Origin of the sequence: Phytoactinopolyspora mesophila (genome assembly GCF_010122465.1) — a bacterium.
Taxonomy (GTDB): Bacteria; Actinomycetota; Actinomycetes; order Jiangellales; family Jiangellaceae; genus Phytoactinopolyspora; species Phytoactinopolyspora mesophila.
The window spans coordinates 1-24,108 of record NZ_WLZY01000001.1; the positions used below are offsets into that span (position 1 = coordinate 1).

Annotated in this window: 22 protein-coding genes; 18 read left to right on the forward strand and 4 right to left on the reverse strand. The window is 67.9% G+C overall.

Annotated elements, in window-relative coordinates; all coding sequences use genetic code 11:
- The first annotated feature begins 581 nt into the window (after positions 1-581).
- From hisD to hisB, 3 genes are read left to right on the forward strand one after another with little or no spacing between them, the layout of a single operon-like run.
- Complete coding sequence (gene hisD, locus F7O44_RS00005; RefSeq protein WP_162448168.1) at positions 582-1,907, forward strand: histidinol dehydrogenase; 1,326 nt, start codon at positions 582-584, stop codon at positions 1,905-1,907.
- Positions 1,904-3,016 (forward strand): histidinol-phosphate transaminase, encoded by a 1,113-nt coding sequence (locus tag F7O44_RS00010; RefSeq protein WP_222850902.1) that lies wholly within the window; start codon positions 1,904-1,906, stop codon positions 3,014-3,016. Before hisD ends, F7O44_RS00010 begins: the two co-directional genes overlap by 4 nt.
- Positions 3,013-3,612: an imidazoleglycerol-phosphate dehydratase HisB gene (gene hisB / locus F7O44_RS00015; protein WP_162448169.1), complete on the forward strand. Its 600-nt coding sequence runs from the start codon at positions 3,013-3,015 to the stop codon at positions 3,610-3,612. The genes F7O44_RS00010 and hisB overlap by 4 nt, the downstream gene beginning before the upstream one ends.
- A 77-nt stretch (positions 3,613-3,689) precedes the next feature.
- Here hisB and F7O44_RS00020 read toward each other — a convergent pair whose 3' ends face one another.
- Complete coding sequence (locus tag F7O44_RS00020) at positions 3,690-4,889, reverse strand: alpha/beta fold hydrolase (protein WP_162448170.1); 1,200 nt, start codon at positions 4,887-4,889, stop codon at positions 3,690-3,692.
- A 29-nt stretch (positions 4,890-4,918) separates the two neighbouring features.
- Here F7O44_RS00020 and hisH point away from each other — a divergent pair, with 29 nt between their 5' ends.
- The 6 genes from hisH (at position 4,919) to F7O44_RS00050 (ending at position 12,052) form a co-directional block, all read left to right on the forward strand.
- A complete protein-coding gene (hisH, locus tag F7O44_RS00025) occupies positions 4,919-5,557 on the forward strand; it encodes an imidazole glycerol phosphate synthase subunit HisH (RefSeq protein WP_162448171.1) in 639 nt (212 codons plus the stop codon).
- Positions 5,554-6,303 (forward strand): class I SAM-dependent methyltransferase, encoded by a 750-nt coding sequence (locus F7O44_RS00030; protein WP_162448172.1) that lies wholly within the window; start codon positions 5,554-5,556, stop codon positions 6,301-6,303. The genes hisH and F7O44_RS00030 overlap by 4 nt, the downstream gene beginning before the upstream one ends.
- 85 nt (positions 6,304-6,388) lie before the next feature.
- Positions 6,389-7,117 carry a bifunctional 1-(5-phosphoribosyl)-5-((5-phosphoribosylamino)methylideneamino)imidazole-4-carboxamide isomerase/phosphoribosylanthranilate isomerase PriA gene (priA, locus tag F7O44_RS00035; RefSeq protein WP_162448173.1) on the forward strand — a complete coding sequence of 243 codons (729 nt, stop codon included), beginning with the start codon at positions 6,389-6,391 and terminating at the stop codon, positions 7,115-7,117.
- Positions 7,118-7,202: 85 nt separating this feature from the next.
- A complete protein-coding gene (gene hisF / locus F7O44_RS00040; protein ID WP_162448174.1) occupies positions 7,203-7,964 on the forward strand; it encodes an imidazole glycerol phosphate synthase subunit HisF in 762 nt (253 codons plus the stop codon).
- 354 nt (positions 7,965-8,318) lie between these two features.
- Positions 8,319-10,262 (forward strand): ABC transporter ATP-binding protein, encoded by a 1,944-nt coding sequence (locus F7O44_RS00045; protein WP_222850904.1) that lies wholly within the window; start codon positions 8,319-8,321, stop codon positions 10,260-10,262.
- The gene (locus tag F7O44_RS00050) at positions 10,259-12,052 is read left to right on the forward strand and encodes an ABC transporter ATP-binding protein (RefSeq protein ID WP_222850905.1); all 1,794 of its coding nucleotides are present in this window, start codon (positions 10,259-10,261) and stop codon (positions 12,050-12,052) included. The genes F7O44_RS00045 and F7O44_RS00050 overlap by 4 nt, the downstream gene beginning before the upstream one ends.
- Positions 12,053-12,182: 130 nt before the next feature.
- Here F7O44_RS00050 and F7O44_RS00055 read toward each other — a convergent pair whose 3' ends face one another.
- Positions 12,183-12,701, reverse strand: a complete 519-nt coding sequence (locus F7O44_RS00055; protein ID WP_162448175.1) for a septum formation family protein — start codon at positions 12,699-12,701, stop codon at positions 12,183-12,185.
- A 214-nt stretch (positions 12,702-12,915) separates the two neighbouring features.
- Here F7O44_RS00055 and hisI point away from each other — a divergent pair, with 214 nt between their 5' ends.
- The 6 genes from hisI to trpC all read left to right on the forward strand — a co-directional run bounded on the left by hisI (position 12,916) and on the right by trpC (position 17,252).
- Positions 12,916-13,317, forward strand: a complete 402-nt coding sequence (hisI, locus tag F7O44_RS00060) for a phosphoribosyl-AMP cyclohydrolase (protein WP_162448176.1) — start codon at positions 12,916-12,918, stop codon at positions 13,315-13,317.
- Between the two features lie 3 nt (positions 13,318-13,320).
- On the forward strand, positions 13,321-14,850 hold the full coding sequence (locus tag F7O44_RS00065; RefSeq protein ID WP_174255861.1) for an anthranilate synthase component I: 1,530 nt from the start codon (positions 13,321-13,323) through the stop codon (positions 14,848-14,850).
- A 7-nt stretch (positions 14,851-14,857) separates the two neighbouring features.
- Positions 14,858-15,469, forward strand: coding sequence for a Trp biosynthesis-associated membrane protein (locus F7O44_RS00070; protein WP_162448177.1), 612 nt, complete (start codon positions 14,858-14,860; stop codon positions 15,467-15,469).
- Positions 15,470-15,561: 92 nt separating this feature from the next.
- Positions 15,562-15,825 (forward strand): HGxxPAAW family protein, encoded by a 264-nt coding sequence (locus F7O44_RS00075; protein ID WP_162448178.1) that lies wholly within the window; start codon positions 15,562-15,564, stop codon positions 15,823-15,825.
- 2 nt (positions 15,826-15,827) lie between these two features.
- Positions 15,828-16,232 (forward strand): winged helix-turn-helix domain-containing protein, encoded by a 405-nt coding sequence (locus F7O44_RS00080; protein WP_162448179.1) that lies wholly within the window; start codon positions 15,828-15,830, stop codon positions 16,230-16,232.
- Between the two features lie 210 nt (positions 16,233-16,442).
- Complete coding sequence (trpC, locus tag F7O44_RS00085) at positions 16,443-17,252, forward strand: indole-3-glycerol phosphate synthase TrpC (RefSeq protein WP_162448180.1); 810 nt, start codon at positions 16,443-16,445, stop codon at positions 17,250-17,252.
- Between the two features lie 572 nt (positions 17,253-17,824).
- Here trpC and F7O44_RS00090 read toward each other — a convergent pair.
- Positions 17,825-19,606 carry a GMC family oxidoreductase N-terminal domain-containing protein gene (locus F7O44_RS00090; protein WP_162448181.1) on the reverse strand — a complete coding sequence of 594 codons (1,782 nt, stop codon included), beginning with the start codon at positions 19,604-19,606 and terminating at the stop codon, positions 17,825-17,827.
- Entirely contained in the window at positions 19,606-20,505 is a 900-nt protein-coding gene (locus F7O44_RS00095) for a hypothetical protein (RefSeq protein ID WP_162448182.1), read from the reverse strand. The genes F7O44_RS00090 and F7O44_RS00095 overlap by 1 nt, the downstream gene beginning before the upstream one ends.
- Positions 20,506-20,778: 273 nt before the next feature.
- Here F7O44_RS00095 and trpB point away from each other — a divergent pair, with 273 nt between their 5' ends.
- The 3 genes from trpB (at position 20,779) to F7O44_RS00110 (ending at position 24,086) form a co-directional block, all read left to right on the forward strand.
- The gene (gene trpB / locus F7O44_RS00100) at positions 20,779-22,050 is read left to right on the forward strand and encodes a tryptophan synthase subunit beta (RefSeq protein ID WP_162448183.1); all 1,272 of its coding nucleotides are present in this window, start codon (positions 20,779-20,781) and stop codon (positions 22,048-22,050) included.
- Positions 22,051-22,135: 85 nt separating this feature from the next.
- On the forward strand, positions 22,136-22,936 hold the full coding sequence (gene trpA / locus F7O44_RS00105; protein ID WP_222850906.1) for a tryptophan synthase subunit alpha: 801 nt from the start codon (positions 22,136-22,138) through the stop codon (positions 22,934-22,936).
- 328 nt (positions 22,937-23,264) lie between these two features.
- Positions 23,265-24,086 (forward strand): DsbA family protein, encoded by an 822-nt coding sequence (locus tag F7O44_RS00110; protein WP_162448185.1) that lies wholly within the window; start codon positions 23,265-23,267, stop codon positions 24,084-24,086.
- Positions 24,087-24,108: the final 22 nt, after the last annotated feature.

Below are 24,108 nucleotides of genomic sequence, written 5' to 3' on the forward strand. Positions count from 1 at the left end.
ACCACCAGCCGGGCCGCTTCCTCACGGAACTCAGGCGTGAACTTCCCGTTCTTTCTAGCCACGAAATCCTCTCCTCTCCAAACAGAACCCTATGGGCTCCGCAGTCCGGAAAGTAGGGAGCACCCCACGCTGCTGGCCGGTTTGCGCCGGGGCTTTCGGTGAGGTCCGGCTGTGGTGTGACGCGTTGCGGGGTGGTTGCCGCTGGCTGTGAAGATCGTCGTGTGAACCACGACGGGCAGCCGGGGTGGTTTTGGGGTCGTGGAGATCTTTGTGCCAGGGGATGCCGCTATGCGCCGTCAGGATTCACACGAGTGGGCACACGCCTGTCGTGAAGATCGTCGTGTGAACCACGACGGGCAGTGGGCCCCGGGCGGTTCGAGCAGTCCGCCACCCAACCCCAAAACGGGCTCGGGCATACGCCACAACACCGAACCCGCTCGTCGACACACGTCGCGCCAAGGCGCGTCCGCCCGCGGAGACGACCAGAAGAGCCTCATTTGGTTAGGGGTGGGCACACGCCTCGCGTCTTGATATCCGGTCAGGTTGTCCAATAGATGGATGGCCTCTTTAGACTTACGTAAGTGATACGCCGCATCGACCTGCGCGGTCGGCTCGCCCAGGGCGAGATCCTCGATTACCGCGCGCTCGTTCCACGTGCTTCCATCGACGTCGAGTCCGCTCTCGACGCGGTCCGGCCCATCTGCGCGGACGTGCACCATCGCGGCGTCGCCGCCCTCAAGGAGCTCACCGCGAGATTCGACGGCGTCGAGATCGACGATATCCGAGTTCCTGAGTCCGCGCTGCACAAGGCGCTGGGCGAGCTCGAGCCCCAGGTCCGGGCCGCGCTGGAAGAGTCGATCGCCCGCGCCCGCCGGGTCCACGCCGAGCAGCGTCGTACCGACGTCACGACGACGGTCGTCCCCGGCGGCACCGTGACCGAGCGCTGGGTGCCCGTAGAAAGGGTCGGGCTCTACGTGCCCGGTGGGCTCGCCGTGTACCCGAGCAGTGTTGTCATGAACGTCGTGCCCGCGCAGGCCGCCGGTGTGCGGAGCATCGCGGTCAGCAGCCCGCCCCAGAAGAACTTCGACGGGCTGCCGCACCCCACCATCCTCGCCGCGTGCGCGCTGCTCGGGGTAACCGAGGTATACGCAGTCGGTGGCGCGCAGGCGGTCGCCATGTTCGCCTACGGCGCGCGAGAAGAAGCCGGCGAGGCCGTCTGCGCGCCGGTGGATCTCGTGACCGGACCGGGCAACATCTACGTCGCTGCCGCCAAACGGCTGCTCAAGGGTTTGATCGGGATCGACGCCGAGGCCGGGCCGACCGAGATCGCGGTGCTGGCCGACCGATCCGCCGACCCCGCCCACGTCGCCGCCGACCTCATCAGCCAGGCCGAGCACGACCCGTTGGCGGCTAGCATCCTCGTCACCGACAGCACGGTGCTGGCCGACGCGGTCGATGCCGAGTTGGAGCGGCAGGTCGCGGAGACCAAACACGCCGAACGGGTGACGACGGCGCTGACCGGAACGCAGTCGGGCACGGTGCTGGTGGACGACATCGATCAAGGCCTGGCCGTGGTCGACGCCTACGCGGCCGAACACCTGGAAGTGCAGACCAGTGACGCCCCGGCCGTGGCCGCGCGGGTGCGCAATGCCGGCGCGATCTTCGTGGGGCCGTGGTCTCCGGTCAGTCTGGGCGACTATGCCGCCGGGTCCAACCACGTGCTGCCCACCGGCGGCTGCGCCCGGCACACGTCGGGACTCTCCGTGCAGTCTTTCCTGCGGGGCATCCACGTCGTCCAGTACGACGAGGCCGCACTGCGCGACGTCGCCGCGCACGTCGAGGCACTGGCCGACGCCGAGGACCTGCCCGCGCACGGCGCGGCCGTCCGAGCGAGGTTCCCTCAATGACCGGTGACCAGCCGATGGATCCGTCGGACACAGGCCTGCCTGTCCGTGCAGACCTGCGCGGCGAGAAGCCCTACGGTGCGCCGCAGCTCGATGTGCCGGTGCTGCTCAACGTCAACGAGAACCCGTACCCGCCGTCGGAGGCATTGGCCGCCGACGCGGCCACGGCTGTCGCCGAGGCGGTGCTCGGGCTGAACCGCTACCCGGACCGCGAGGCGCTGGAGCTGCGCGCCGATCTGGCCGGCTACTTGTCCGCCGAGTCTGGCGTCGCACTGGCGGCCGAGCAGGTGTGGGCTGCCAACGGCTCGAACGAGATCATGATGCAGATCCTGCAGGCATTCGGCGGCCCCGGCCGTAGCGTGCTCTCGTTCGCTCCGACTTACTCGATGTATCCGGAGTACGCCCGCAACACGTTCACGGCTTGGGTCACCGCCGATCGGCGGGACGACTTCACCATCGATCCCGACGACGCGCTGGCCGCCGTCATCGAATACCGGCCCCATGTGGTGTTCATCGCCTCACCGAACAACCCCACGGGTACGGCCGTGTCGCTGGAGCTGGTCCGGGCACTACACGACGCGGCCCCCGGAATGGTCGTCGTCGACGAGGCGTACGCGGAGTTCCGCCGCGACGGCACCCCCAGTGCCCTGACGCTACTGGACGATCACCCGCGGCTGATCGTGTCCCGGACCATGAGCAAGGCGTTCGCCTTCGCCGGAGCCCGGCTCGGATACGCCGCCGCCGGCCGCGACGTCATCGACGTGCTGCGCATCGTCCGGTTGCCGTACCACCTGTCCGCGGTCACCCAAGCGGTGGCGCGTGTCGCGATCGCGCACGCCGGAGAACTGCAGGAACGTGTCGAACAGTTGCGCAGCATCCGCGACGAGCTCGCCGCCTGGCTGCGCTCGCTCGACCTCGAAGTGCCGGAATCGGATGCGAACTTCGTTCTGTTCGGCCGCTTCGCCGACCGGCACGCCGTCTGGCAGGGACTGCTCGACCAGGGCGTCCTGATCCGCGAAACCGGGCCCGACGGCTGGCTGCGCGTGAGCGTCGGCACCCCTGAGGAAACCGAAGTCTTCAAACAGGCGCTACGAAAGGTGCTGCAGAAATGAGCAGGACTGCCTCGGTCGAGCGGGCCACCAGCGAGAGCAAGGTCAGTGTCGAACTGAACCTCGACGGCACCGGCACCCACCGCATCTCCACGACGGTGCCCTTCTACGACCACATGCTCACCGCCCTGGCGCGCCATTCGCTGATCGACCTCACGGTCGAGGCCAGCGGCGACACCCACATCGACGTGCATCACACCGTCGAAGACACCGCCATCGTCATCGGCCAGGCGCTGCGCGAAGCACTCGGTGACAAGCGCGGCATCATCCGCTACGGAGACGCGTTGGTGCCGCTCGACGAGGCACTCGCCCAGGCCGTCGTCGACGTGTCCGGACGGCCCTATTTCGTGCACTCGGGCGAACCGGCCGGGCAGGAGCAGGTCCTGATCGGTGGGCATTTCACCGGCTCGCTCACCGCACACGTGCTCGAGAGCATCGCCCACCACGCGGGTATCACGCTGCACGTGCGTGTGCTCGGCGGTCGCGACCCGCACCACATTGCCGAAGCGCAGTTCAAAGCCGTTGCACGGGCTCTGCGCACGGCCGTCTCCGTGGATCCGCGCGAGCGCGGGGTGCCGTCCACCAAGGGCGCGTTGTGAGCCCCTGTGCGGCTCTTCTTGCGTCCTGCGAACCGTGCTCTCGAAGCCTCGTTGTGCAGGACGCAAGAGCGAGGCGTTCACGCCAGTGCGTTCAGGAAGCTGGTCGTCGCGGCTTCGTAGGCGGTCGGATTGGCGTTCCAGCTTTGGACGTGGCCGACACCATCGGGCCGGACGTAGGTGACGAGATCGGGGCGGGCTTCGGCGAAGGCGTCGGACGATGCGACCGGAACGGTCGGATCCGCGCTGCCGTGAAACAGCAGCACCGGGACGTCGAGGCGGTCGGCGTGCTTCACCTGGTCCATCTCGCCGAGGTTGATGCCGGTGCGCATGCGGACCACGGCGGAGGCGACGGTGCCGGCGACGGCGGGCAGGTTGCGGTTGCCGGACTCGAAGGCCAGGACGTCACCCCAGGAAAGCACCGGGGAGTCGTAGATCACGCCGGCGACGCCGTCCGAACCGTGCACCCGGAGGTAGTTGCCCACCACGGCGCCACCCATCGAGTAGCCCACCAGCACGACGTCGCCGGCGCCCTGCGAACGGGCGTACTCCACGGCGGCCGCGAGGTCCTCGGACTCGGTCCAGCCCAGCCCGTACTCGCCGTCCGGGTCTTGAGGGGCATCGTCGTCGTTGCGGTAGGAAATCGCGAGCTGCGGATACCCACGCTGGTAGATGGTGGGGATCAGGCGATAGGCCTCGGCTCTGGTCGCGCCCCGGCCGTGCACGTGGATCACCCACCTGGACTGTTCTCCGGGCACGTAGGTGGCCGGATACGCGCCGAGTGGTCCGTCGTAGGTGATCTCATCCGCGTCGAGTTCGCTGACCTTGCGGAAGCTGGCGAGCTCCAGCGGATAGGCGTAGAAACTGGTGCGCGCCATGCCGCTGCGCTCCGGCATGTCCGGATACGGGGTGAGTGTGCGCGTGATGGTGTCGCCGCTGCGTTCGATGTCCGGGCCGAGCCGCGCGTAGCCGCCCTCCCACTCCAGGCCGGTCAGGCCGGGCTGGTCCGCGTCCTCACCGGTCAGGACGATGCTCGTGTCGGTCACGTCGAGCACCTCGATACCGTACTCGGTGGGCGACTTGTCCACGAGCAACAGCTCATCGGCGTAGTACCAGCCGCCGGCCGCCGTGGTGGCGACCACAACGACCACCACTGTCGCCGAGGCGATGGCCGCGCGCTTCGGCCATTTACGCGCCGGCTCGGCCGCCGCACTGAGAAGCTCGCCGGCCGGCGAGCCGGTGCTGGGGTGGTCTGGTGTCGAGGTCTTGTCCGCGGTCACGGTGAAAGTTTGGCACGAGGGGGGCGGCGATGAGCACGGCGAGCCGGGTTGTTGTTCTCGACTACGGGTTCGGCAATGTCCGATCGGCGGTGCGTGCGCTGGAGCACGTCGGGGCCGAGGTCGAGCTGACCGCCGATCGCTCCGCGGCCGAGAATGCCGACGGGCTCGTCGTGCCCGGTGTCGGTGCGTTCGCGGCCTGCGCCGAAGGCGTACGCGCGGTCCGGGGGGACGAGATCATCGGCCGGCGGCTGGCCGGCGGACGTCCGGTGCTGGGCATCTGCGTCGGCTTGCAGATCCTGTTCTCGCGCGGCGTCGAGCACGGTGTCGAGAGCCCTGGGCTGGACGAGTGGCCCGGATCCGTGGAACGACTCCTTGCCAAGCCGCTTCCGCACATGGGCTGGAACACCGTCGACGTCCCATATGGGTCGGCGCTGTTCGCCGATGTCGAGCGGGAGCGTTTCTACTTCGTCCATTCCTACGGGGTCCGCAGCTGGAACTTCCCCACCTCCGGCAGTCTGCGGCAACCCATCGTGACCTGGAGCGAGCACGGCGGCGACCGTTTCGTCGCGGCAGTTGAGAACGGATCGCTCTCGGCGACGCAGTTCCATCCGGAGAAGTCCGGCGACGCCGGGCTTACCCTCCTTCGAAATTGGGTGAAAGGCTTATGAGCGTGACGAACTGGGATGCCAGAGTCTACGATCGCGACTTCGCATTCGTCGCGGCCTACGGCGTCGAACTCCTGGATTGGCTGCAACCCCGGCCGGACGAGACGATCATCGACCTTGGATGCGGTACCGGTGATTTGACCGCGCGCATCATGGAGTCGGGTGCGTCGGTGATCGGCATGGACGCCGACGCGGCGATGGTCGAGGCGGCACGTGAGCGCTTGGGCAACGCTGCTGACCTGCGCGTCGTCGATGCCCATGACTTCGCTGTCGAACAACCCGTCGATGCCGTGGTCTCGAATGCGGCCCTGCATTGGATGCCGGCACCGGTCGAGGTACTCGGCTGTGTGTCCGACGCGCTGCGAATGGGAGGGCGTTTCATCGCGGAGATGGGCGCTACCGGGAACGTCGCGCAGATCAGGTCTGCCGTGGAGCAGGCGTGCCGCGAAGCGGGCCTGCCGGAGCGGCGCTGGCCATGGTTCTTCCCGTCGCCCGCGCAGTATGCCGCGATCCTCGAGGATGCCGGCCTGGAAGTTCGCCAGCTGGACTTCTACGACCGGCCGACCCGTCTCAGCGGCCCCGACGGCTTGGAGCGGTGGCTGGAGATGTTCGCCGGCGACGTCCTGGCCGACGTCCCGGCTGAAGTGATCGGCCGTGCCGCCGAGATCGCGCGTCCGGCGCTGTGGCGCGACGACGCGTGGTGGGCGGACTACCGGCGACTACGCTTCCGGGCGGTCAAAATAGCGTGAGCGATGCACGACGAATCGGTGCGACCAGCGTGGAGCGATGTCGTATCCAGCACAAGCGAGAAGCGGACGGGTAGAGGAGATGGGCATGAGTGAAGGGCGGCTGGAGCTGCTGCCGGCGGTCGACGTCGCGGACGGCCAGGCGGTGCGTCTCGTTCAAGGCGAGGCAGGCACCGAGACGTCGTACGGTTCGCCGCTCGACGCCGCTCTCGCGTGGCAGGAAGCCGGCGCCGAGTGGATTCACCTCGTCGATCTGGACGCCGCCTTCGGCCGGGGCTCCAACCGTGCCCTGCTGGCAGAGGTGGTGGGCCGGCTCGACGTCGCGGTGGAACTCTCCGGCGGGATCCGCGACGACGAGTCGCTGGAGAACGCGCTGAAGACCGGCTGCCGGCGGGTGAACCTGGGCACGGCCGCGCTGGAAGATCCGGACTGGACCGCCGGCGCTATCGCGCGCCACGGTGACCGCATCGCGGTGGGGCTCGATGTGCGGGGAACGACGCTGGCCGCACGCGGGTGGACACGCGAAGGCGGTGACCTCTGGGAGGTGCTGAGCCGGCTGGACGCCGACGGCTGCGCCCGGTACGTGGTCACCGACGTGACCAAGGACGGCACGCTGCGTGGGCCCAATCTCGACCTACTCCGGTCGGTGTGCGAGCGCACCGACCGGCCAGTGGTGGCAAGTGGCGGAGTGTCCAGCCTGGACGACATCGTAGCGCTGCGATCGCTCGTCGGTATCGGCGTGGAAGGTGCGATCGTCGGCAAGGCCTTGTATGCCGGCGCTTTCACCCTCGAGGAAGCGCTCGAGGTCGCGTCATGAACCGCCCCCTCCTCATGATCATGAACACTTGTCGACCATATTGGTCACTTAGTGTTCATGATCATGGGTGGGGAAGAGGTGTGCTGTGAGCGTCGCGGTTCGAGTGATCCCGTGCCTGGATGTGCACGCCGGGCGGGTCGTCAAGGGTGTCAACTTCACCAACCTGCGCGATGCCGGCGACCCGGTCGAGCTTGCCGCGGCGTACGGGGCCGAGGGCGCCGACGAGCTGACGTTCCTCGACATCACCGCGTCGAGCGACGACCGCTCCACGGTCTACGACGTGGTGTCCCGCACGGCCGAAGAGGTGTTCATTCCGCTGACGGTCGGTGGGGGGATCCGCTCCGTGGACGACGTGGACCGGCTGTTGCGGGCCGGCGCCGACAAGGTCGGGGTCAATACCGGCGCCGTCGCGCGTCCGGAACTCATTTCCGAGATCGCCGGCCGGTTCGGCGCGCAGGTGCTGGTGCTGTCGGTCGACGCGCGCCGGGGTGGAGCGACGTCGTCGGGCTTCGAGGTCACGACGCACGGAGGGCGCCGGGGTACGGGCATTGACGCGGTGGAATGGTCCCGGCGAGCCGCCGACTCCGGGGCAGGGGAGATCCTGCTGAACTCGATGGACGCCGACGGCACCAAAGATGGCTACGACCTCCAGATGATCGCCGCGGTACGGTCCGTCGTCGATGTTCCGGTGATCGCCAGCGGTGGAGCTGGTTCGATCGAACATTTCGCGCCCGCTGTCGAGGCCGGCTCTGACGCCGTGCTGGCGGCCAGCGTCTTCCACTTCGGTGAGATGCGCATCAGCGAGGTCAAGGATGCGCTCGCGAAGGCCGGTCACACCGTGCGCTGACACGCGATTCCTGCTGCCCGACGCCGCCATCAGCGGTCGCACTGCCGCCCGCGCCACCATTCCCTGGCACCGCCTAGATGATCATGTTTGGTGGGTTTCCTCTGGCGTTAACAGGACTGCAGGCATGGTAATCCACGAGGAAACCCACCAAACATGATCATCTAGGGCTGCGGGGGACGGATTGCGCGTGGGCGCGATTTTCGCTCAGCGGCAGCGGAGCGGCAATCGCGAAACAATTTCACGACCGTCGGGAGTGATTGGTACTGTGCAGAAACACACACCCGGGGCAGCCATATCAAGTATCCGACGTGCGTCATGCTGCTCAGGCTCAACGAGGACGAGGGCAGCTGAGAAGTGACTGACAGACCGATCGAGCGGCGAGCCACGCTCATCGAGGGGCTCCGGATCCTCGGCCGTGCGCTGCGCGAAGAACCGCTGATTCTCGGCATCTCCATCGCGGGCAGTGCCCTGTACGGGCTCACCACGGTCGTCGCCGCCGCTGTGATCGGGCAGGTGACCGACCGGGCCATCGTGCCTGCCTTCGCCGAAGGGCGCACCACGGCGGGCACCATGTGGATCGTCGCCCTGGCCATCGTCGGTACCGCCATCCTGAAGGCTGCCGGTATTGTCATTCGGCGGCTCTTCGCCGGGATCGGGCAATACCGGCTCAATGCGAGCTACCGCCGCCGGGTCACTCGCCAGTACCTGCGGCTTCCGTTGTCGTGGCACCATCGGCACCCCGCCGGCCGGCTGCTCTCCAACGCCAACGCCGACGTCGAATCCACGTTCTGGCCCGTCGCGCCCCTGCCGTTCGCGCTCGGCGTCGTGATCATGCTGATCATCGCCCTCGTATCGATGGTGCTCGTCGATCCGTGGCTGGCGCTCGTCGGCTTCCTGGTCTTTCCCACCATCCTCGTCATCAACTTCGTGTATCAGCGCAAGCTGTCTCCATTGGCCACCCGCGCCCAAGCGTTGCGAGCGGACCTGTCGGCCGTCGCGCACGAGTCGTTCGACGGCGCCGCCGTCGTCAAAGCCATGGGCCGTGAGGCCGACGAGACCGAACGATTCCGGGGGGTCGCGCATGAGCTGCGCAACGCCAACGTTGGCGTCGGGCGGATCCGCGGCGCCTTCGATCCGGTCCTGGAGGCGCTGCCCAACCTGGCTATTCTGGCCGTGCTGCTGATCGGGTCGGCAAGGATCTCCGGCGGCGACCTCGAACCTGGTCAGCTGGTGCAAGTCGCCTACCTGTTCACCATCACCGCTTTCCCGATCCGGGCCATCGGGTGGGTGCTCGGGGAGCTGCCCCGTGCCGTCGTCGGGTGGCGGCGGGTGTCGGCGGTGCTCGACGCCACTGGCTCCCTTCCATACGGCGAGCAGCACCTCGACGGTGCCTCGGCCCCCGCTCACCTGGGGGTCCGCCAAGCTCGGTTCATGTATGAGACCGCACCAGAAGGCGGGAACTACGAGGTCGCGCCGCCGACGCGTGCGGTCAGCCGGCAGATGGCCGCTGGGCCCGTGTCCGCCGCAGCCAGATCGGATGCCGCCGGAGCGGGCGCCGCGGAATCCAACGGCCCAGCGGTGGTCTTGGACGACGTCACACTCGACGTCGAACCGGGCCGGACGGTGGCCATCGTCGGCCCCACCGGATCGGGGAAGTCCACACTGGCCAGCCTGCTGGTCCGGCTCGTGGACCCGGTGGACGGAGCGGTCCTCATCGACGGCACCGACCTGCGCCAGCTGCGCCCGGGCGAGATCGCGGAGTCGGTGTCGCTGGTCTTTCAGCAGCCGTTCGTATTCGAAGACACCATCCGTGACAACATCACCCTCGGCCGCGACGTGCCCGACGACGACGTCTGGGCGGCGCTCGAGCTGGCTCAGGGCGACGATTTTGTCCGCGACCTCGAGGGCGGCCTCGAAGCCCCGGTCGGCGAACGCGGATCGACCCTCTCCGGTGGCCAGCGCCAGCGTCTAGCGCTCGCCCGGGCCCTGGTCCGACGCCCGCGCCTGCTCGTTCTCGACGACGCCACGAGCGCCGTCGACCCCGAGGTGGAGCGGCGCATCCTGGCCGGGCTGCGTGAGGCCGACCTGCCGTCGACGGTTCTGGTGGTGGCCTATCGCCGGGCCACGATCGCGCTGGCCGACGAGGTCGCCTACATCGACGAGGGTCGGGTGGCCGCACGTGGCAGCCATGAGGAGCTCATGGTCGCCTCACCCGGATACCAGCGGCTGATCACCGCCTATGAGCGCGATGCGGCCGAGCGAGCAGCCATCGCCGACGACGATGGAGGTGCCGCGTGAGTATCGACAACAGGTCGTCGCGTTTGGGGGACACCGAGTTCGACGGAGCACTGCGCACCGTGCGCCGGGGCCTGTCGTTGTCGCCGGAAATGCGGCAAGGCCTGTCGATCACCCTGGCCATTGCCGTGCTCGCGACGGCTGGACGCGTCATCGTTCCGGTCGCCGTGCAGCAGACCATCGACCGCGGCCTCAACGCACCGGACGGGCCGGACCTGACGTACGTGCGCTGGATGTGCCTCCTGGCGGCCTTCGGAATCCTGATCACCGTCGGCGCCGCCTACTTCATGAACTACCGCATCTTCCGCGCCAGCGAATCCGGGCTGGCGACGTTGCGGACCAAGGGTTTTCGGCATGTGCATGACCTGTCGGTGCTTACCCAGAACACCGAGCGGCGGGGCGCACTCGTGGCCCGGGTCACCACCGACGTGGACACGATCTCCCAGTTCGTCCAGTTCGGAGGCGTTTTCCTGCTGGTGAGCATCGGTCAGCTGATCATCGCCACGGTCATCATGGCGATCTACTCATGGCAGCTGACGCTCCTGGTATGGATCTGTTTCCTGCCGTTCTTCATCGCGCTGCGCTGGTTCCAGCGGATGCTGTCGGCTGCCTTCATGCTGGTCCGGGAACGGGTCGGCATTATGCTCGGCGCCATCTCGGAGTCGGTAGTGGGCGCGCAGGCGGTGCGGGCCTACTCGATCGAGGCCCGTACCCAGCAGCGTATCGATCACGCCGTCGAGCAACACCGCACAGCAGCGGTCAAGGCGCAGCGGCTGGCCGCATTCACGTTCTCGACCGGTGAGACGGTCGCGGGCATCGCCAACGCGGCAGTGATCGTCGCCGGCGTGTATCTCGGGATCGCCGGGAACATCACCCTGGGCCAGTTGCTGGCCTTCATCTTCCTGGTCACGCTCTTCGTCGCCCCGGTGCAGGTCGGCACCGAGGTGCTCAGCGAGGCACAGAACGCGATCGCCGGATGGCGGCGGGTCATCGAGGTGCTGGACACCCCCGCCGACGTCGCGGACCCCGGCGCCGCCGGTACGGTGCTGCCGCACGGACCCATCGACCTCCGGTTCGAATCGGTGTCCTACGCCTACCCGGACGGTCCGGTCGTGCTCGAGGACGTCGACGTCGACATCCCGCCGCGCACCAGGGTGGCCGTCGTCGGCGAGACGGGCTCGGGGAAGACGACGTTCGCCAAGCTTCTGACCCGGCTGATGGACCCGATGTCGGGGCGGGTGCTGATCGACGGCGTCGACCTCCGTGAGGTCCAGTTCGATTCGCTGCGCAGCCGGGTGATCATGGTGCCGCAGGAAGGGTTCCTGTTCGACGACACGCTGGCGGCGAATCTGCGCTTCGGGCGGCCGGAAGCCACCGATGACGACCTCTGGCTCGCGCTGACCGAACTCGGCTTGGCCGACTGGGCGGAGGCGTTGCCTTACGGCTTGGAATCGCCGGTGGGGCAGCGCGGTGAGTCGCTGTCGGCCGGTGAGCGGCAGCTGGTGGCGCTGGCGCGGGCCTACCTCACCGACCCGGATCTGCTGGTGCTCGACGAGGCGACCAGCGCGGTGGATCCCTCCACCGAGGTCCGGCTGGCTCGGGCGCTCGAGGGAATCTCCCGCGGACGGACGTCGGTGACCATCGCCCACCGGTTGTCAACGGCCGAGGCCGCCGACGAGGTGTTGGTGTTCGACGACGGCCGGCTGGTGGAACGGGGCCCGCACGCCAAGCTGGTCGGAGGCGGCGGGGTGTACTCGAAGTTGCACGAGGCCTGGATCACCCAGTCCCGCTGAACCGCGTTCGGTTTCACTGTTTGCCTGGCCTCATCGCCGCGTGTGCTCCGGCGCGTGCGCCCGCCGTGATCGTGAGCAGGTCAACGTCGCTAGAGCGACAGGATGCTGCTCACGATCACGGGTGGGTTGCTCAGCGGTTGGCGCCCTCGAAGCTGCTGCTGACAGTGCCGGCCGGGTCGTAGATGGTGCACACGATGTCGCGGTCGTCCTGCTGGTCCCAGGAGTCCTGCGAGGGGGAGAGGTAGTGGATGTCCAGCTCGGACTCGTCGAACTCGACGCCGACGAACTCCTCGAACGCCGGCAGGCACTCGTCGATGACCTGTTGCTGGATGTCTTCTTGACCAGGCAATTCATCCGCGTCGATCTGCGTGATCAAGAGGACTTCCTGCTCATGCTCCTGATCGCACGGAATCAGATCGACGTCCTGGACGTCGCCGTCGTCACGGTACTCGCCCAGGCAATCGCCCTCGGCGATGTCGAAGATGCTCGCGCTCTCCACGACCTCGCTGACCTGGCCGTCGTCGCCGCGGTCCGGCTCGTCGTCCCCGAAAAGGTCGTCGAAGACCGAGCACCCGGTCAAGACCAGCGCGGTGGCCCCAGCGAGGGCGGCGACACGCCAGGTGCCGGAGATTCGGGTGGTGCGTTTCACAACAGTGCTCCTTGTCAGAATTCGTCAATTGTCGGCCCGGTCCGTACCCAACCACGGATCAGGTCCGCCGGTCGGAGGCCCGAGGATCAGACCAGCCGGCCAACCGCCCCGAGGGGTCTTGCCGCCGAGCAGATTCGTTACGGTACCTGCCGGCGCGGCACTAGCGTAGGTGTCACGGCGCTGAACCGCACGCTTGTCCGGCAGAATGGACACCATGCCCGGTCTCGCACCCGCTCTCGCCGAGCGGCTCAAACGCACGCCGGACGGTCTGATCGCCGCGATCGTCCAGCAACACGACACCGGCGAGGTCCTGATGCTCGCCTGGATGGACGACGAAGCCCTGCACCGCACCATCACCACCGGCCGCGCCACTTACTGGAGCCGCAGCCGGCGGCAGTACTGGGTCAAGGGTGAGACGTCGGGGCACCGGCAGTGGGTGCGCGAGGTCCGGCTGGACTGTGACGGCGATACCTTGCTGGTCAAGGTGGACCAAGAAGGCCCGGCTTGCCACACCGGCACCCGGACATGTTTCGACGACGGTTTGATCCCGGAACAGGACGTCCTGCAGGCTGAGGCCCCCGACGCACACAATGCAGGACACAAGGGCGGAGAGTGACCCGTGAGCGACGTGACACCGGACCTCGGGTCGTTCCGGGTCCTGGCCAAGGAGCGGCGGGTCATCCCGGTGGTCCGCAAGCTGCTGGCTGACGCCGAGACACCCGTCGGCATCTACCGCAAACTGGCTGGTGAGCGGCCCGGGACGTTCCTCCTCGAATCGGCCGAACACGGCGGCGTCTGGTCGCGGTACTCGTTCATCGGCGCGGATTCCGCGGCGATTCTGACCGAACGCGACGGCGAGGCGATCTGGCACGGCAATCCGCCGGTCGGGTTGCCGTCGGGTGGTGATCCCTGGCAGGCCCTCGCGGGCACGCTGGAGGCCCTGCGGACCTCCCAGCTGCCCGAGCTCCCGCCGCTTACCGGCGGCCTGGTCGGTTTCGTCTCCTACGACGCCGTACGGCGCCTGGAACGGCTCCCGGATGACACCGTCGACGATCTCCAGCTCCCGGAGATGGCGTTCCTGCTGGCGACCGACATCGCGGTACTGGATCACGAGCAAGGCACGGTGCTGCTGGTCGCCAACGCCGTCAACTGGGACAACAGCGACGAGCGGGTCGACGAAGCGTGGGCCGACGCGCTGCGCCGCCTCGACCGCATGACCACCCAGCTGGCCGCACCCACGCCGTCGTCGGTGAACCCGTACGTGCCCGAGACCCTTCCAGAACACAACAGCCGGACTCCGAAGGCCGAGTTCCTGGCCGCGGTCGAGCAGGCCAAGGAAGAGATCTACGCCGGCGAGGCCTTCCAGGTGGTTGTCTCTCAGCGGTTCGAAACCACCATCCAGGCCGACCCGCTGGACGTCTACCGGGTGCTGCGCCGGGACAACCCCAGCCCGTACATGTACCTGCTGCGCTTTCCCGGTCCCGACGGCGACGGCAACGCCGCGTTCGCCGTGGTCGGGTCCAGCCCGGAGGCGCTCGTCAAGGTCGAGGCCGACCGGGTCATGACGCATCCGATCGCGGGCACCCGCTGGCGGGGTGACAGTCCGGAGGCCGACGCCGCGCTGGCGGCCGAACTGCTCGCCGACCCCAAGGAGCGGGCCGAGCATCTGATGCTGGTGGACCTCTCCCGCAACGACCTCGGACGGGTCTGCGCCTCCGGCACGGTCGAGGTGGTCGACTTCATGACGGTGCGCCGCTACAGCCACGTCATGCACATCGAGTCGACGGTCGTGGGCCGGCTGCGCGAGGATCGCAGCGCATTGGACGTGCTGGCAGCATGCTTCCCGGCCGGTACGCTCTCCGGCGCGCCGAAGGTCCGGGCCATGGAGATCATCGAGAGGCTCGAACCCACCCGTCGCGGGCTGTACGGGGGCGTGGTCGGCTATCTCGACTTCGCGGGTGACCTCGACGTCGCCATCGCCATCCGTACCGCTCTGATCCGTGACGGCGTCGCCTATGTCCAGGCCGGGGGCGGAGTCGTCGCGGATTCCGACCCCGAAGCGGAATGGACGGAGTCACGCAACAAGGCGGCGTCGGCGTTGCGGGCGGTGGCGCTGGCCAATGCGATGCGCCCGATAGAGTCGTCGTGAGTTCAGCATGGTGACGAAGTCGCTCAAACGTGAGTACCTCGCGGCGCTGGGGTTGCTGGCGGCCGGAGGCGTGCTTGGCCTGGTGGCCAGAGGCCAGACGTGGGGGTCGGCCGAGGTGCCGTCGGCCTTCACCGTCACCGTTGCCGACGTCTCCGGCGCCGACCTCGCACCGTTCGTGTCGGCGGTGCCGTTCGTCGCGCTGGCGGCGGTGTTGCTGGTGCCGGCCGTGCGCCGGATCGGGCGGCGAGTCGCCGGCGCCGTGCTCGTGATTCTGGGAGCTGCGGCCATCGTCAACGCGGCGGTTGTCGGATCTGATCTCAGCGCACGCACCCAGCGTTGGATCGCAGGCTCTGCCGATCACAGCGGTTCGATCGAGGCCGTGACGACATCGGCCGGTTGGGTGATCGCGGCCGGGCTGGGGGCTTTCGCCGTCGTGGTCGCCGGATTGCTGGTGGCGGTGCGTGGGCCGGTGTGGCCAGGGATGGGCAGCCGGTATGAACGTCCCTCCAAGCAGAGCTCCGGCGAACCCGGCCCGGACCGACCCGGCACGGAATCTGCGGTGGTTGACGCCGCTGACACCTGGGACGCCCTCGACCGGGGCGATGACCCAACGGCATGACGCCCGCCCCATCCGGCACAATGGTGGTACCGAGCGCACAGCACCCTGCAAAGGTTCATCTGCCCCGCAAGACATTTGGTAAAGGAGACGAGATGGCATACGAGGACCACGGCCACACCCCAGCGGCATGGACGGCCGTGATCATGATCGTGGCTGGGTTTTTGGTTGCCGGAATCGGCGTCATCATGTTGAGCTGGCAGGTGTTCTGGTTCGGCGGAATCGGCCTGATCGTGCTGGGCGGCATCGCCGGAAAGGTGATGCAGATGATGGGCATGGGCAAGGCCAGCCGCGAGCAGACCCCGGATCAGGCTGCCGAGCAGATGGCCACCACCGCAGCCGAGGGTCGTAGCGGGTAGTCATGGTCGGCGGCCCCGGCGCCGTACCGGCGGGTCAGCCCTTCGGGGGCCCGTCGTCGATATCGGTTGGCGAGGTCACGCTTGACACATCCAAGCGGTGCGTGGCGCGCGACCCCGCTGGCGGGGACGTGCGCCTGACGCCTTTGCAGACATCCCTACTCGCCTATCTGATGAGCCATCCGGGTGAGGTGTGCACGCGGCAAGACTTGATGCGCGAGGCGCTGGGGTATCCCAATCCGGTCGGGTCCCGCACCGTCGACGTTCATGTGGCGACGCTGCGCAGCAAGCTGGGTGGTGCTTTGCGGATCCGTGCGGTGCGCGGCGTGGGTTACGCCTTGGAGCACCCGGCCCACATCGAGCGGTCGGCAGGAGCGCCGGGCTCTGGAGCCGGAGAGACAGAGCAGTGAAACAGCCGGGTAACCGCGGCGAATCCCAGGAGCGAATGGTGTGTCACACGAGCGAACAGCTGCGCGTAGAGCAGCAGTGTGCGGACGCCCGTGAGGTCAATACAGGGGGTGCGGCAAGGGCTGCAACAGAGCGCGGCTAACCTGGAGCAGCCAGATGATGACCATCATGATTGCCACGAGTTGTTCGGAACCACAGGGTGGAGGGCGAGGGTGAGCGTACTCGAGGAGATCCTCGACGGTGTCCGCGCCGACCTTGCTGGGCGTCAGGAACAGGTACCGCTGTCCGAGCTGAAGGCGCTCACCTCCAAGCAGCCGCCGGCCCGCGACCCGCTGCCGCTGTTCAGGTCACCAGGGGTCGCTGTCATTGCGGAAGTGAAACGCTCGAGCCCGTCCAAGGGTTCCCTCGCCGAGATATCCGACCCCGCCGCGCTGGCTACCGACTACGAGGCGGGTGGCGCCGTCGCCATCAGTGTGCTGACCGAGCAGCGGCGTTTCGGCGGAACGCTGGATGATCTGCGGGCGGTGCGCAACGTCGTCGAGGTCCCGGTGCTGCGCAAGGACTTCATCGTCTCCAGTTATCAACTGTGGGAAGCCCGAGCTTGCGGCGCGGACCTCGCGTTGCTCATCGTCGCTGCGTTGGAGCAGACGGCGCTGGTCAGCCTGATCGAGCGCGCGGAGTCGATCGGCCTCACACCCTTGGTCGAGGCGCACACCGCCGATGAGGTCAAGCGGGCGGCCGACGCTGGAGCACGCGTCATCGGCATCAATGCCCGGAACCTGAAGACACTGAAGGTCGACACCAAGACATTCCACCGGCTGGCGCCCGAGGTGCCCGATGGAGTCGTTCGGATCGCCGAGTCAGGTGTTAGCGGCCCGCACGATGTCATCGAGCTGGCCCAGGCCGGAGCTGACGCCGTGCTCGTGGGCGAGAGCCTCGTGACCGGCAAGGATCCGCGAAGCGCTGTCGCCGACCTCGTCGCGGCTGGCGCGCACCCCGCGTTGAACAACCGCGGCCAGTAGCAGCCCGCCGGGCTCGCCCCCGGTTGCCTGGTCCGGTCTCGGCTTGCCTGGTCGGCTTTCCCGCCCGCGCTGGTCTGGCCTGCCGTCGTTATGCGCTCGTCGTTCACACGACGATCTTCACGATCGGTGTGTCATCTGTCGTGTGAGTTCTGGCGGCTCTGGGCGGCGACCTGGCGCACGACTAGGCACACGACCCCCGGGAAGGGCTTTTTGGCGGGCAGGCTTCACACGACAACTGACACGGCTCGGCCGGCACCGGCCGTTTCTACCACGACGATCTTCACGGTCGTGTTGTGAAGATCGTCGTGGTAAAACAGCCGGTCTGAACCACGTTCCAGTTGCCTGAGACGCGCCGCCGTCGGGCCCGCACTGACCTGCTGTTGCCGGGGGTGCCGATGTGCTGTGTTTATTGGCGCCGACCTGCTGTTGCGCGGGTCCCGACGCGCTGTGGCTGCTGAGGCCGGCGCGCCCGGTCAGCGCGCCGGCGAACAGTGTCTCCAGCAGCGTTATCCGGCACGAGGCAGCCGGCGGAGTCCCGCCCTGGAACGCGGACCGCTGCGTGTCGGCCCTGGCTACAGCGCGAGCTCTGCCAGCCGCTCGGAGATCCGGGTGTCGGTGGAGACCACCGGGGCCTCGCGGTGCACCCAGCCATCACCGCCGAAGTAGCGGCTGAAGATCTTCTCGGCTGTCCGGGTGGCCAGCGCCTGAGCGGTGAGCGTCGGGTTGGGGCCGCCCAGGCTGTTGGCCAGCGCGGCGTTGTCGGCAATGAACAGCCGCTTGACCCACCGCGCCTCCGCGTTCGCGTCGAGTACCGAGTCCTCCTCCGACGTACCCATCCGCATCGAGGACTGCACATGCAGCAGCAGGGGCGGCCAGTCCACCCGCACCACTTTGCTTGCCCCGGCAGCCCGCAACATCTCGCCCGCTCGCCGGGCGACGAACTCCCGGTTGGCCAGCGTCCGGGCCGACCGCTGGCGCTGGTGGAAACGGACCTTCGGCACTGGGCCGTGCTCGTCGGCGGGGAATGCGGACAGCGTGACCCGGTTCTGCGCCTCGACGTCGTCGTCGGTGATCACCAGCACGTTGAGCAGCCGGTCGATCCCGTTCATCAGTGCGTCTTTCAGCTCTGGCCCGATCATCCGGCCGGCCGGTCCGTCCCAGGGCCCTTCGGGGCCCCGGCCATTGGCGTAGTGCCCGCGAATGCCGCTTTCGGAGAACGTGGCCGCGAACTGCTGTAACCCCGGGGTCAGCCCGACGTTCTCCATGCCGCCGCGCCCCGGGAAGTCCGCTCGCGCGGCCGACGCCGCGCCCCGGGACGAGCCGGTGTCGTCATCGAAGATCCCGATCACCCAGTCGAAGAAGTGGTCGGTGTAACCGCGCCCTACCCATCCGTTGGGGTTGGGCAGCGCGCTGTTCAGCCACAACCGCGGGTCTTCGGTGCAACCGCCCGCGAGGACGACGACGGCGGCGTCCTCGCGGTGATGCTCGCCGGTAGCGCCCACTCGCCAGGTCACGCCGGTGGCGACGGTCTCCCCGCCGCGCTGCTCGGAGTGGATCTTCGTGACGTAGGCATCGGCGATCAGTTCAGCTGGACGGCCACCATCCGCCCACACGTCGGCGGTCAGCGCCATCGGCACGTAGCTGTTGTCCGTGGACCGTTTGGCTGCCAGGTTGCGGGGCGCGCCACGCGGCTTGGAGCAGCCCTGCATGCAGTACCCGCAGAACGTGCAGCCGGTGGCCTCCGGGAAACGCAGGCGAGGGTCGTCGCGGCCGGTGATCTTCCCGGCCCAGCCGCCCGGCTGCAGGATCGCGTTCTCCTGCGGGCGGAACGAGTCCTCGGTGGTGGTCTTGGACGTCTGAACCGGCAGCCCGATGCCCTCGCAGCCACGGAAGAAGACGGATTCCTTGGTGCCCATGGCAGCGGTCTGGACCGGCAGGGTCGCCTCGACCCACTCGAAGTACGGCACCAGGTCCTCGTAGGTGAACGGGAACAGGTGCGCGGTGTCATACGCGTCGCGGTCCGGTCCGTCGTACCCGGCGAAGACCCCTGCCATAGCGCGCGGGGAGTTACCGAAATAGTGCTGGGTGGTGCCGCCGACGCCGGACAGCTGCCAGATGAACGAGTTCTGCGGTGTCTCCCGGTACCAGGCCGGCGCGTCGCGGTTCTCCGGGCCGAACCGCAGGAAACCGGAGAGCGGATTGTTCGCGTCGTTTTCCAGATGTGTCCACTCCGACTCCGGATCGGCGTGCCGGGGACCGGCCTCCAAGAGCAGCACGTCCAGTCCGCGTGCGGCCAGCTCCTTGGCGACAACCGGGCCGCCACCGCCCGCGCCGATAACGATCACGTCGCGCATCACGCGCTCACCTCGGTTCGATCCTCGTAATAGCCGATGAACTCGTTCCAGCCGTCGACCACGCCGTCAGGCTGGTAGCCGGACAGCTCCCAGCCGACGGGGCGCTCGATGAGCTCCTTGGTGCCGGGGTCGAAGACAGCGAACTCGTTGTGCGCACCGAAGGCCGAGAACTCGAGCAGCGCCCCCGCGAGGAACTGCAGCAGGCCGGCCAGGGAGCTGGTGAGAGGTTCCGGCAGGTTGCTATCGAGCACCGCGAGCAGGTCCGCGTTGGGGCCCTCCAGCAACTCGAACGCGCGGCACTTCTCGTCGAGGCTGAGCCTGGCGAACGGCGACAGCAGCGAGCCGGTCACGGCCAGCGGGTTCACCTGCGTGGCCAGGAGGTTGAGCAGAAGCGCGACGACGAGCGACAACGGGACCGCCTGATCGTTTCGCAAGATGACCATGAGGGCCTGGTCGAGGGTGTTGACCTGGCCGAGCAGCAATGAGTGCAGGGACGGCGGCAGCGGGATGCCGGTGTCGTCGAGCGCGGTGGCCAACGCGGTGGCCAGCGGGGTGGCGATCTGGTCGGGAAACGGCAGGAAGTTGTCGAGCGCGTTGATGATGAAGTCCGGTGCGCCGGCCTCTATCGCGCCAGGTTCGGAACGTGGCGTTCCCTGCGCGCGGGAGAACCGGTCCGGTCCTGGGCAGGTCATGACCACGAGGCCGCTGAGTGTGTCCCGGGACAGCTCGGCCAGGAGTGGCTGGAGGAGGTCGACCAGGGGTTTCAGGAGGACGTCGGCATCGGCGGCCGTGGCTGTGCGGGGGAGTGTCAAGGGGATGGCGGTGCCCACCGCGGAGGCTGCACCAAGTACCCCGATGCGCGCCAGGAATGTGCGGCGCGCGATAAGTCGATCAGGCATAGTCGCATCTTTCGGTCGCTGTCGGCGCGGGCTGAGAACGACGATGGGTGGTATGGACGACGAGCGGCATTGATGAGGGGCAGAGGGCAGAGGCAGACTCCGGCCGGTGAGCCGGGCAATGAGCCGAGGTCGCGGCGTGGGTTACGCGCAAGTAACTTATGGGTGCGTTGACCATAGTGAGGCGATGGCGGCCGGTCAATGGTTCTGTGAAGAACTCGGCCGAACGGATGAGGGTGGGTGTCGGGAGGCATCCCGCGTGTCGCCTGCGCGACAATGGCGACTACTGTCGTCAGCGTGAGCGAGACGCCTAACGCCACCACTCAGTCCGAGACCCCCGGCCGGTTCGGCCCATACGGTGGCCGATATGTGCCGGAAGCGCTCGTCGCGGCCCTCGACGAGTTAGATCGTGAATACCAAGCCGCAGTCGCCGACCCCGCTTTCGGGGCGGAGCTGGGCGGGCTGCTGAAGTCGTATACGGGACGGCCCACGCCGATCACGGAGGCTGGCCGATTCGGGGCCGAAGCGGCATCCGGCGCGCGGATCCTGCTGAAGCGTGAAGACCTCAACCACACCGGGTCGCACAAGATCAACAACGTGCTCGGGCAGGCGTTGCTGACGAAGCGGATCGGCAAGAAACGGGTCATCGCCGAGACCGGGGCCGGCCAGCACGGCGTCGCGACCGCCACTGCGGCTGCCTTGATGGGTCTCGAATGCGTCATCTACATGGGCGAGGAGGACACCCGCAGGCAGGCGCTGAACGTCGCCCGTATGGAGCTGCTCGGCGCGACGGTCGTGCCGGTGTCCACCGGCTCGCGGACGCTGAAGGATGCGATCAACGAGGCCTTACGTGACTGGGTCACCAACGTCGACACCACCAATTACGTCTTCGGGACCGTTGCTGGTCCGCACCCGTTCCCCACCCTGGTCCGCGACCTGCAGCGGATCATCGGTGTCGAAGCGCGCCAGCAAGTTCTGGAGCTCACCGGAAAACTGCCGGATGCGGTGGCGGCGTGCGTCGGAGGCGGGTCGAACGCCATCGGCATCTTCCACGCCTTCATCGACGACGCCGAGGTCGCCCTGTACGGGTACGAAGCCGGCGGCGACGGCATCGACACCGGCAGACACGCCTCGACCATCAGCGCCGGGAGCCCTGGCGTGCTGCACGGCGCTCGCTCCTATCTGTTGCAGGACGAGTACGGGCAGACCATCGAGTCGCATTCGATCTCGGCCGGCCTGGACTATCCCGGGGTGGGGCCGGAGCACTCCTGGCTGAGCGACTCCGGCCGTGCCGCCTACGAGTCCGTGACCGACGCCGACGCCATGGAGGCTTTCCGGCTGTTGTGCCGGACGGAGGGGATCATCCCGGCCATCGAGAGCTCGCACGCGCTCGCCGGTGCTCGCCGCCTGGGCGCCAAGCTCGGCCCTGGTGCGGTGATCCTGGTGAACCTCTCCGGCCGAGGTGACAAGGACGTGGACACCGCCGCTCGCTGGTTCGGTTTGCTCGATGAGCAGAATCAGCCCAGTTCTGTGACGGAGGAGAAGTGACGCGAGGGCGGAGTGGTCGGCGATGCGGAGCGAGCCGCCCGCGGAGCGCGAGCGGAACGGTATCCGACCATGTGACGGAGGAGAAGTGACGACGGCGGCAGCGTTCGAGAAAGCCCGTGCGGAAGGACGCGCGGCGCTGGTCGGCTACCTGCCGGCTGGTTACCCGAGTGTCGACGGCGCGATCGACGCGTTCAAGGCGATGATCGATTCAGGCGTCGACATTGTGGAGGTAGGGCTTCCGTACAGCGATCCGCTGATGGACGGCCCGGTGATCCAGACAGCGGTGGAGGCGGCCCTGAGGAACGGTGCCAACACCGGCGACGTGCTTCGCACGGTGGAAGCGGTGGCAGCGGCGACTGACGCGCCCACGCTGGTCATGTCCTACTGGAATCCGATCGACCGCTATGGCGTCGACAGATTCGCCAGGGACCTTGCCGCTGCCGGTGGCGCGGGTGTGATCACCCCGGATCTCATCCCGGACGAGGCTGGTGACTGGCTGCCCGCGGCCCGTCGCGACGATCTCGACACTGTCTTCCTGGTGGCGCCGTCGTCGACGGACGAGCGCATCGCGCTGACCACGGAGGCGTGCCGGGGTTTCGTGTACGCGGCGTCGACCATGGGCGTGACGGGTACCCGGGATCAGGTCGGTGGCGCGGCGGCAGAGCTGGTGGCGCGGACCCGCAAGACGACGGGCCTGCCGGTGGCGGTTGGTCTCGGGGTTTCCGACGCGGCTCAGGCCGCCGAGGTGGCCGGTTTCGCCGACGGTGTGATCGTCGGATCGGCGTTTGTGCGCTGCCTGCTCGAGGCGGACGACGCCGCTGCCGGTGCCCGCACGGCCGCCGCTCTGGCTGGCGAGCTTGCTCGAGGCGTTCGTCATCGGCCATGAGGCAGACACATCGTTGTCGAGTGGGTGACGGAAACGCCAACAGGTGGCCTCTCCGTCACCGGCTTGACAACGATGGTGGTGCCGGCGAGAGGGCAAGCTGCCGGTCACCATGCCACGGCGCTGGCGACGCCTGTAGTGGGCGAGCAAGTCGGCCGGGCAGGCGCGGCTCGTGTCTCCTTGACCGATCTGTGACCTGCGGATGCCCCTCGGGAACTCGCCCGTACCGCGTATAAGTTGTACCGTCGTCGGCGTTTCCATCTGCGCCGTGCGGCGGTCGGTGTCGTTGATGTCCTGTGTCGTTTCATGTCATGTGTGAGGAAGGCAGCTGATGAGCTCCAAGAAGGCGGAGGCCCGCGAGCGGGTCAAGGCGATGCGCGAGGAGCAGGCGCGTAAGGATCGCGCCCGCGAGCGGATGATGCGCTTCGGTATCGCCGGCGCCGTACTAGTGGGTATTGCCATCATCGCCGTCGCGGTGATCAGCAACCGCGGAGGCGACGAAGACGGCCCGGTTGAGGTCCCGGAGGCCGCGATCAGCGATGAAGAAGGCATCTTGGTCGGTGACGCGGACGCGGCGGTCACTATCACCAACTGGATGGATTTCCTGTGCCCGCACTGCCGGACCTTTGAAGAGACCAATGCGGCGCTGATCGACGGATGGGTCGAGGCCGGCGAAGTCAACGTGGTGTACAACCCCGTTACCTACACCGGCGGCGTGAACTCGGGCCGGGCCAACAACGCACTGGCATGCGCCGCGGATGAGGGAATGGCCGACGAGTTCGTCAAGGGTGCCTTCGCCCAGTTTCAGCAGTGGACCAACAACTCACTCGTCAGCCTCGGCTCCGACCTCGGCATCGGCGGCGACTACGCGAGCTGCGTGCGCGACGGCACGTACTCGAACTGGTCGTCCGCGATGACCCAGGCGGCCCGCGACGCCGGCATCCAGGGCACCCCCACCATCTTCGTGAACGATCAGCCGGTCGAGGACTGGTCGCCCGAGGGGCTGACGGCCGCGGTCCAGGCAGCCGCTGGTGGTGAGGTCGACGACGAGGCCCCCGATGACGATGCCGCCGACGACGGAGCGGATGAGGACGGCGACACCGAGGACGATGCGGCCGAGGATGACGACGATGCCGACGCCGATGAAGACTAGAACCCGCCGCAGCGGTACGGTC

Excerpts from the sequence above, each read along its gene's own strand:
- F7O44_RS00095 (WP_162448182.1), bottom strand. The coding sequence starts at position 20,505 with ATGCCTGATCGACTTATCGCGCGCCGCACATTCCTGGCGCGCATCGGG.
- F7O44_RS00070 (WP_162448177.1), top strand. The coding sequence starts at position 14,858 with ATGGTGACGAAGTCGCTCAAACGTGAGTACCTCGCGGCGCTGGGGTTG.
- hisB (WP_162448169.1), top strand. The coding sequence starts at position 3,013 with ATGAGCAGGACTGCCTCGGTCGAGCGGGCCACCAGCGAGAGCAAGGTC.
- hisI (WP_162448176.1), top strand. The coding sequence starts at position 12,916 with ATGCCCGGTCTCGCACCCGCTCTCGCCGAGCGGCTCAAACGCACGCCG.
- F7O44_RS00075 (WP_162448178.1), top strand. The coding sequence starts at position 15,562 with ATGGCATACGAGGACCACGGCCACACCCCAGCGGCATGGACGGCCGTG.
- F7O44_RS00080 (WP_162448179.1), top strand. The coding sequence starts at position 15,828 with ATGGTCGGCGGCCCCGGCGCCGTACCGGCGGGTCAGCCCTTCGGGGGC.
- F7O44_RS00110 (WP_162448185.1), top strand. The coding sequence starts at position 23,265 with ATGAGCTCCAAGAAGGCGGAGGCCCGCGAGCGGGTCAAGGCGATGCGC.
- hisH (WP_162448171.1), top strand. The coding sequence starts at position 4,919 with ATGAGCACGGCGAGCCGGGTTGTTGTTCTCGACTACGGGTTCGGCAAT.
- F7O44_RS00010 (WP_222850902.1), top strand. The coding sequence starts at position 1,904 with ATGACCGGTGACCAGCCGATGGATCCGTCGGACACAGGCCTGCCTGTC.
- F7O44_RS00090 (WP_162448181.1), bottom strand. The coding sequence starts at position 19,606 with ATGCGCGACGTGATCGTTATCGGCGCGGGCGGTGGCGGCCCGGTTGTC.
- F7O44_RS00030 (WP_162448172.1), top strand. The coding sequence starts at position 5,554 with ATGAGCGTGACGAACTGGGATGCCAGAGTCTACGATCGCGACTTCGCA.
- priA (WP_162448173.1), top strand. The coding sequence starts at position 6,389 with ATGAGTGAAGGGCGGCTGGAGCTGCTGCCGGCGGTCGACGTCGCGGAC.
- trpB (WP_162448183.1), top strand. The coding sequence starts at position 20,779 with ATGGCGACTACTGTCGTCAGCGTGAGCGAGACGCCTAACGCCACCACT.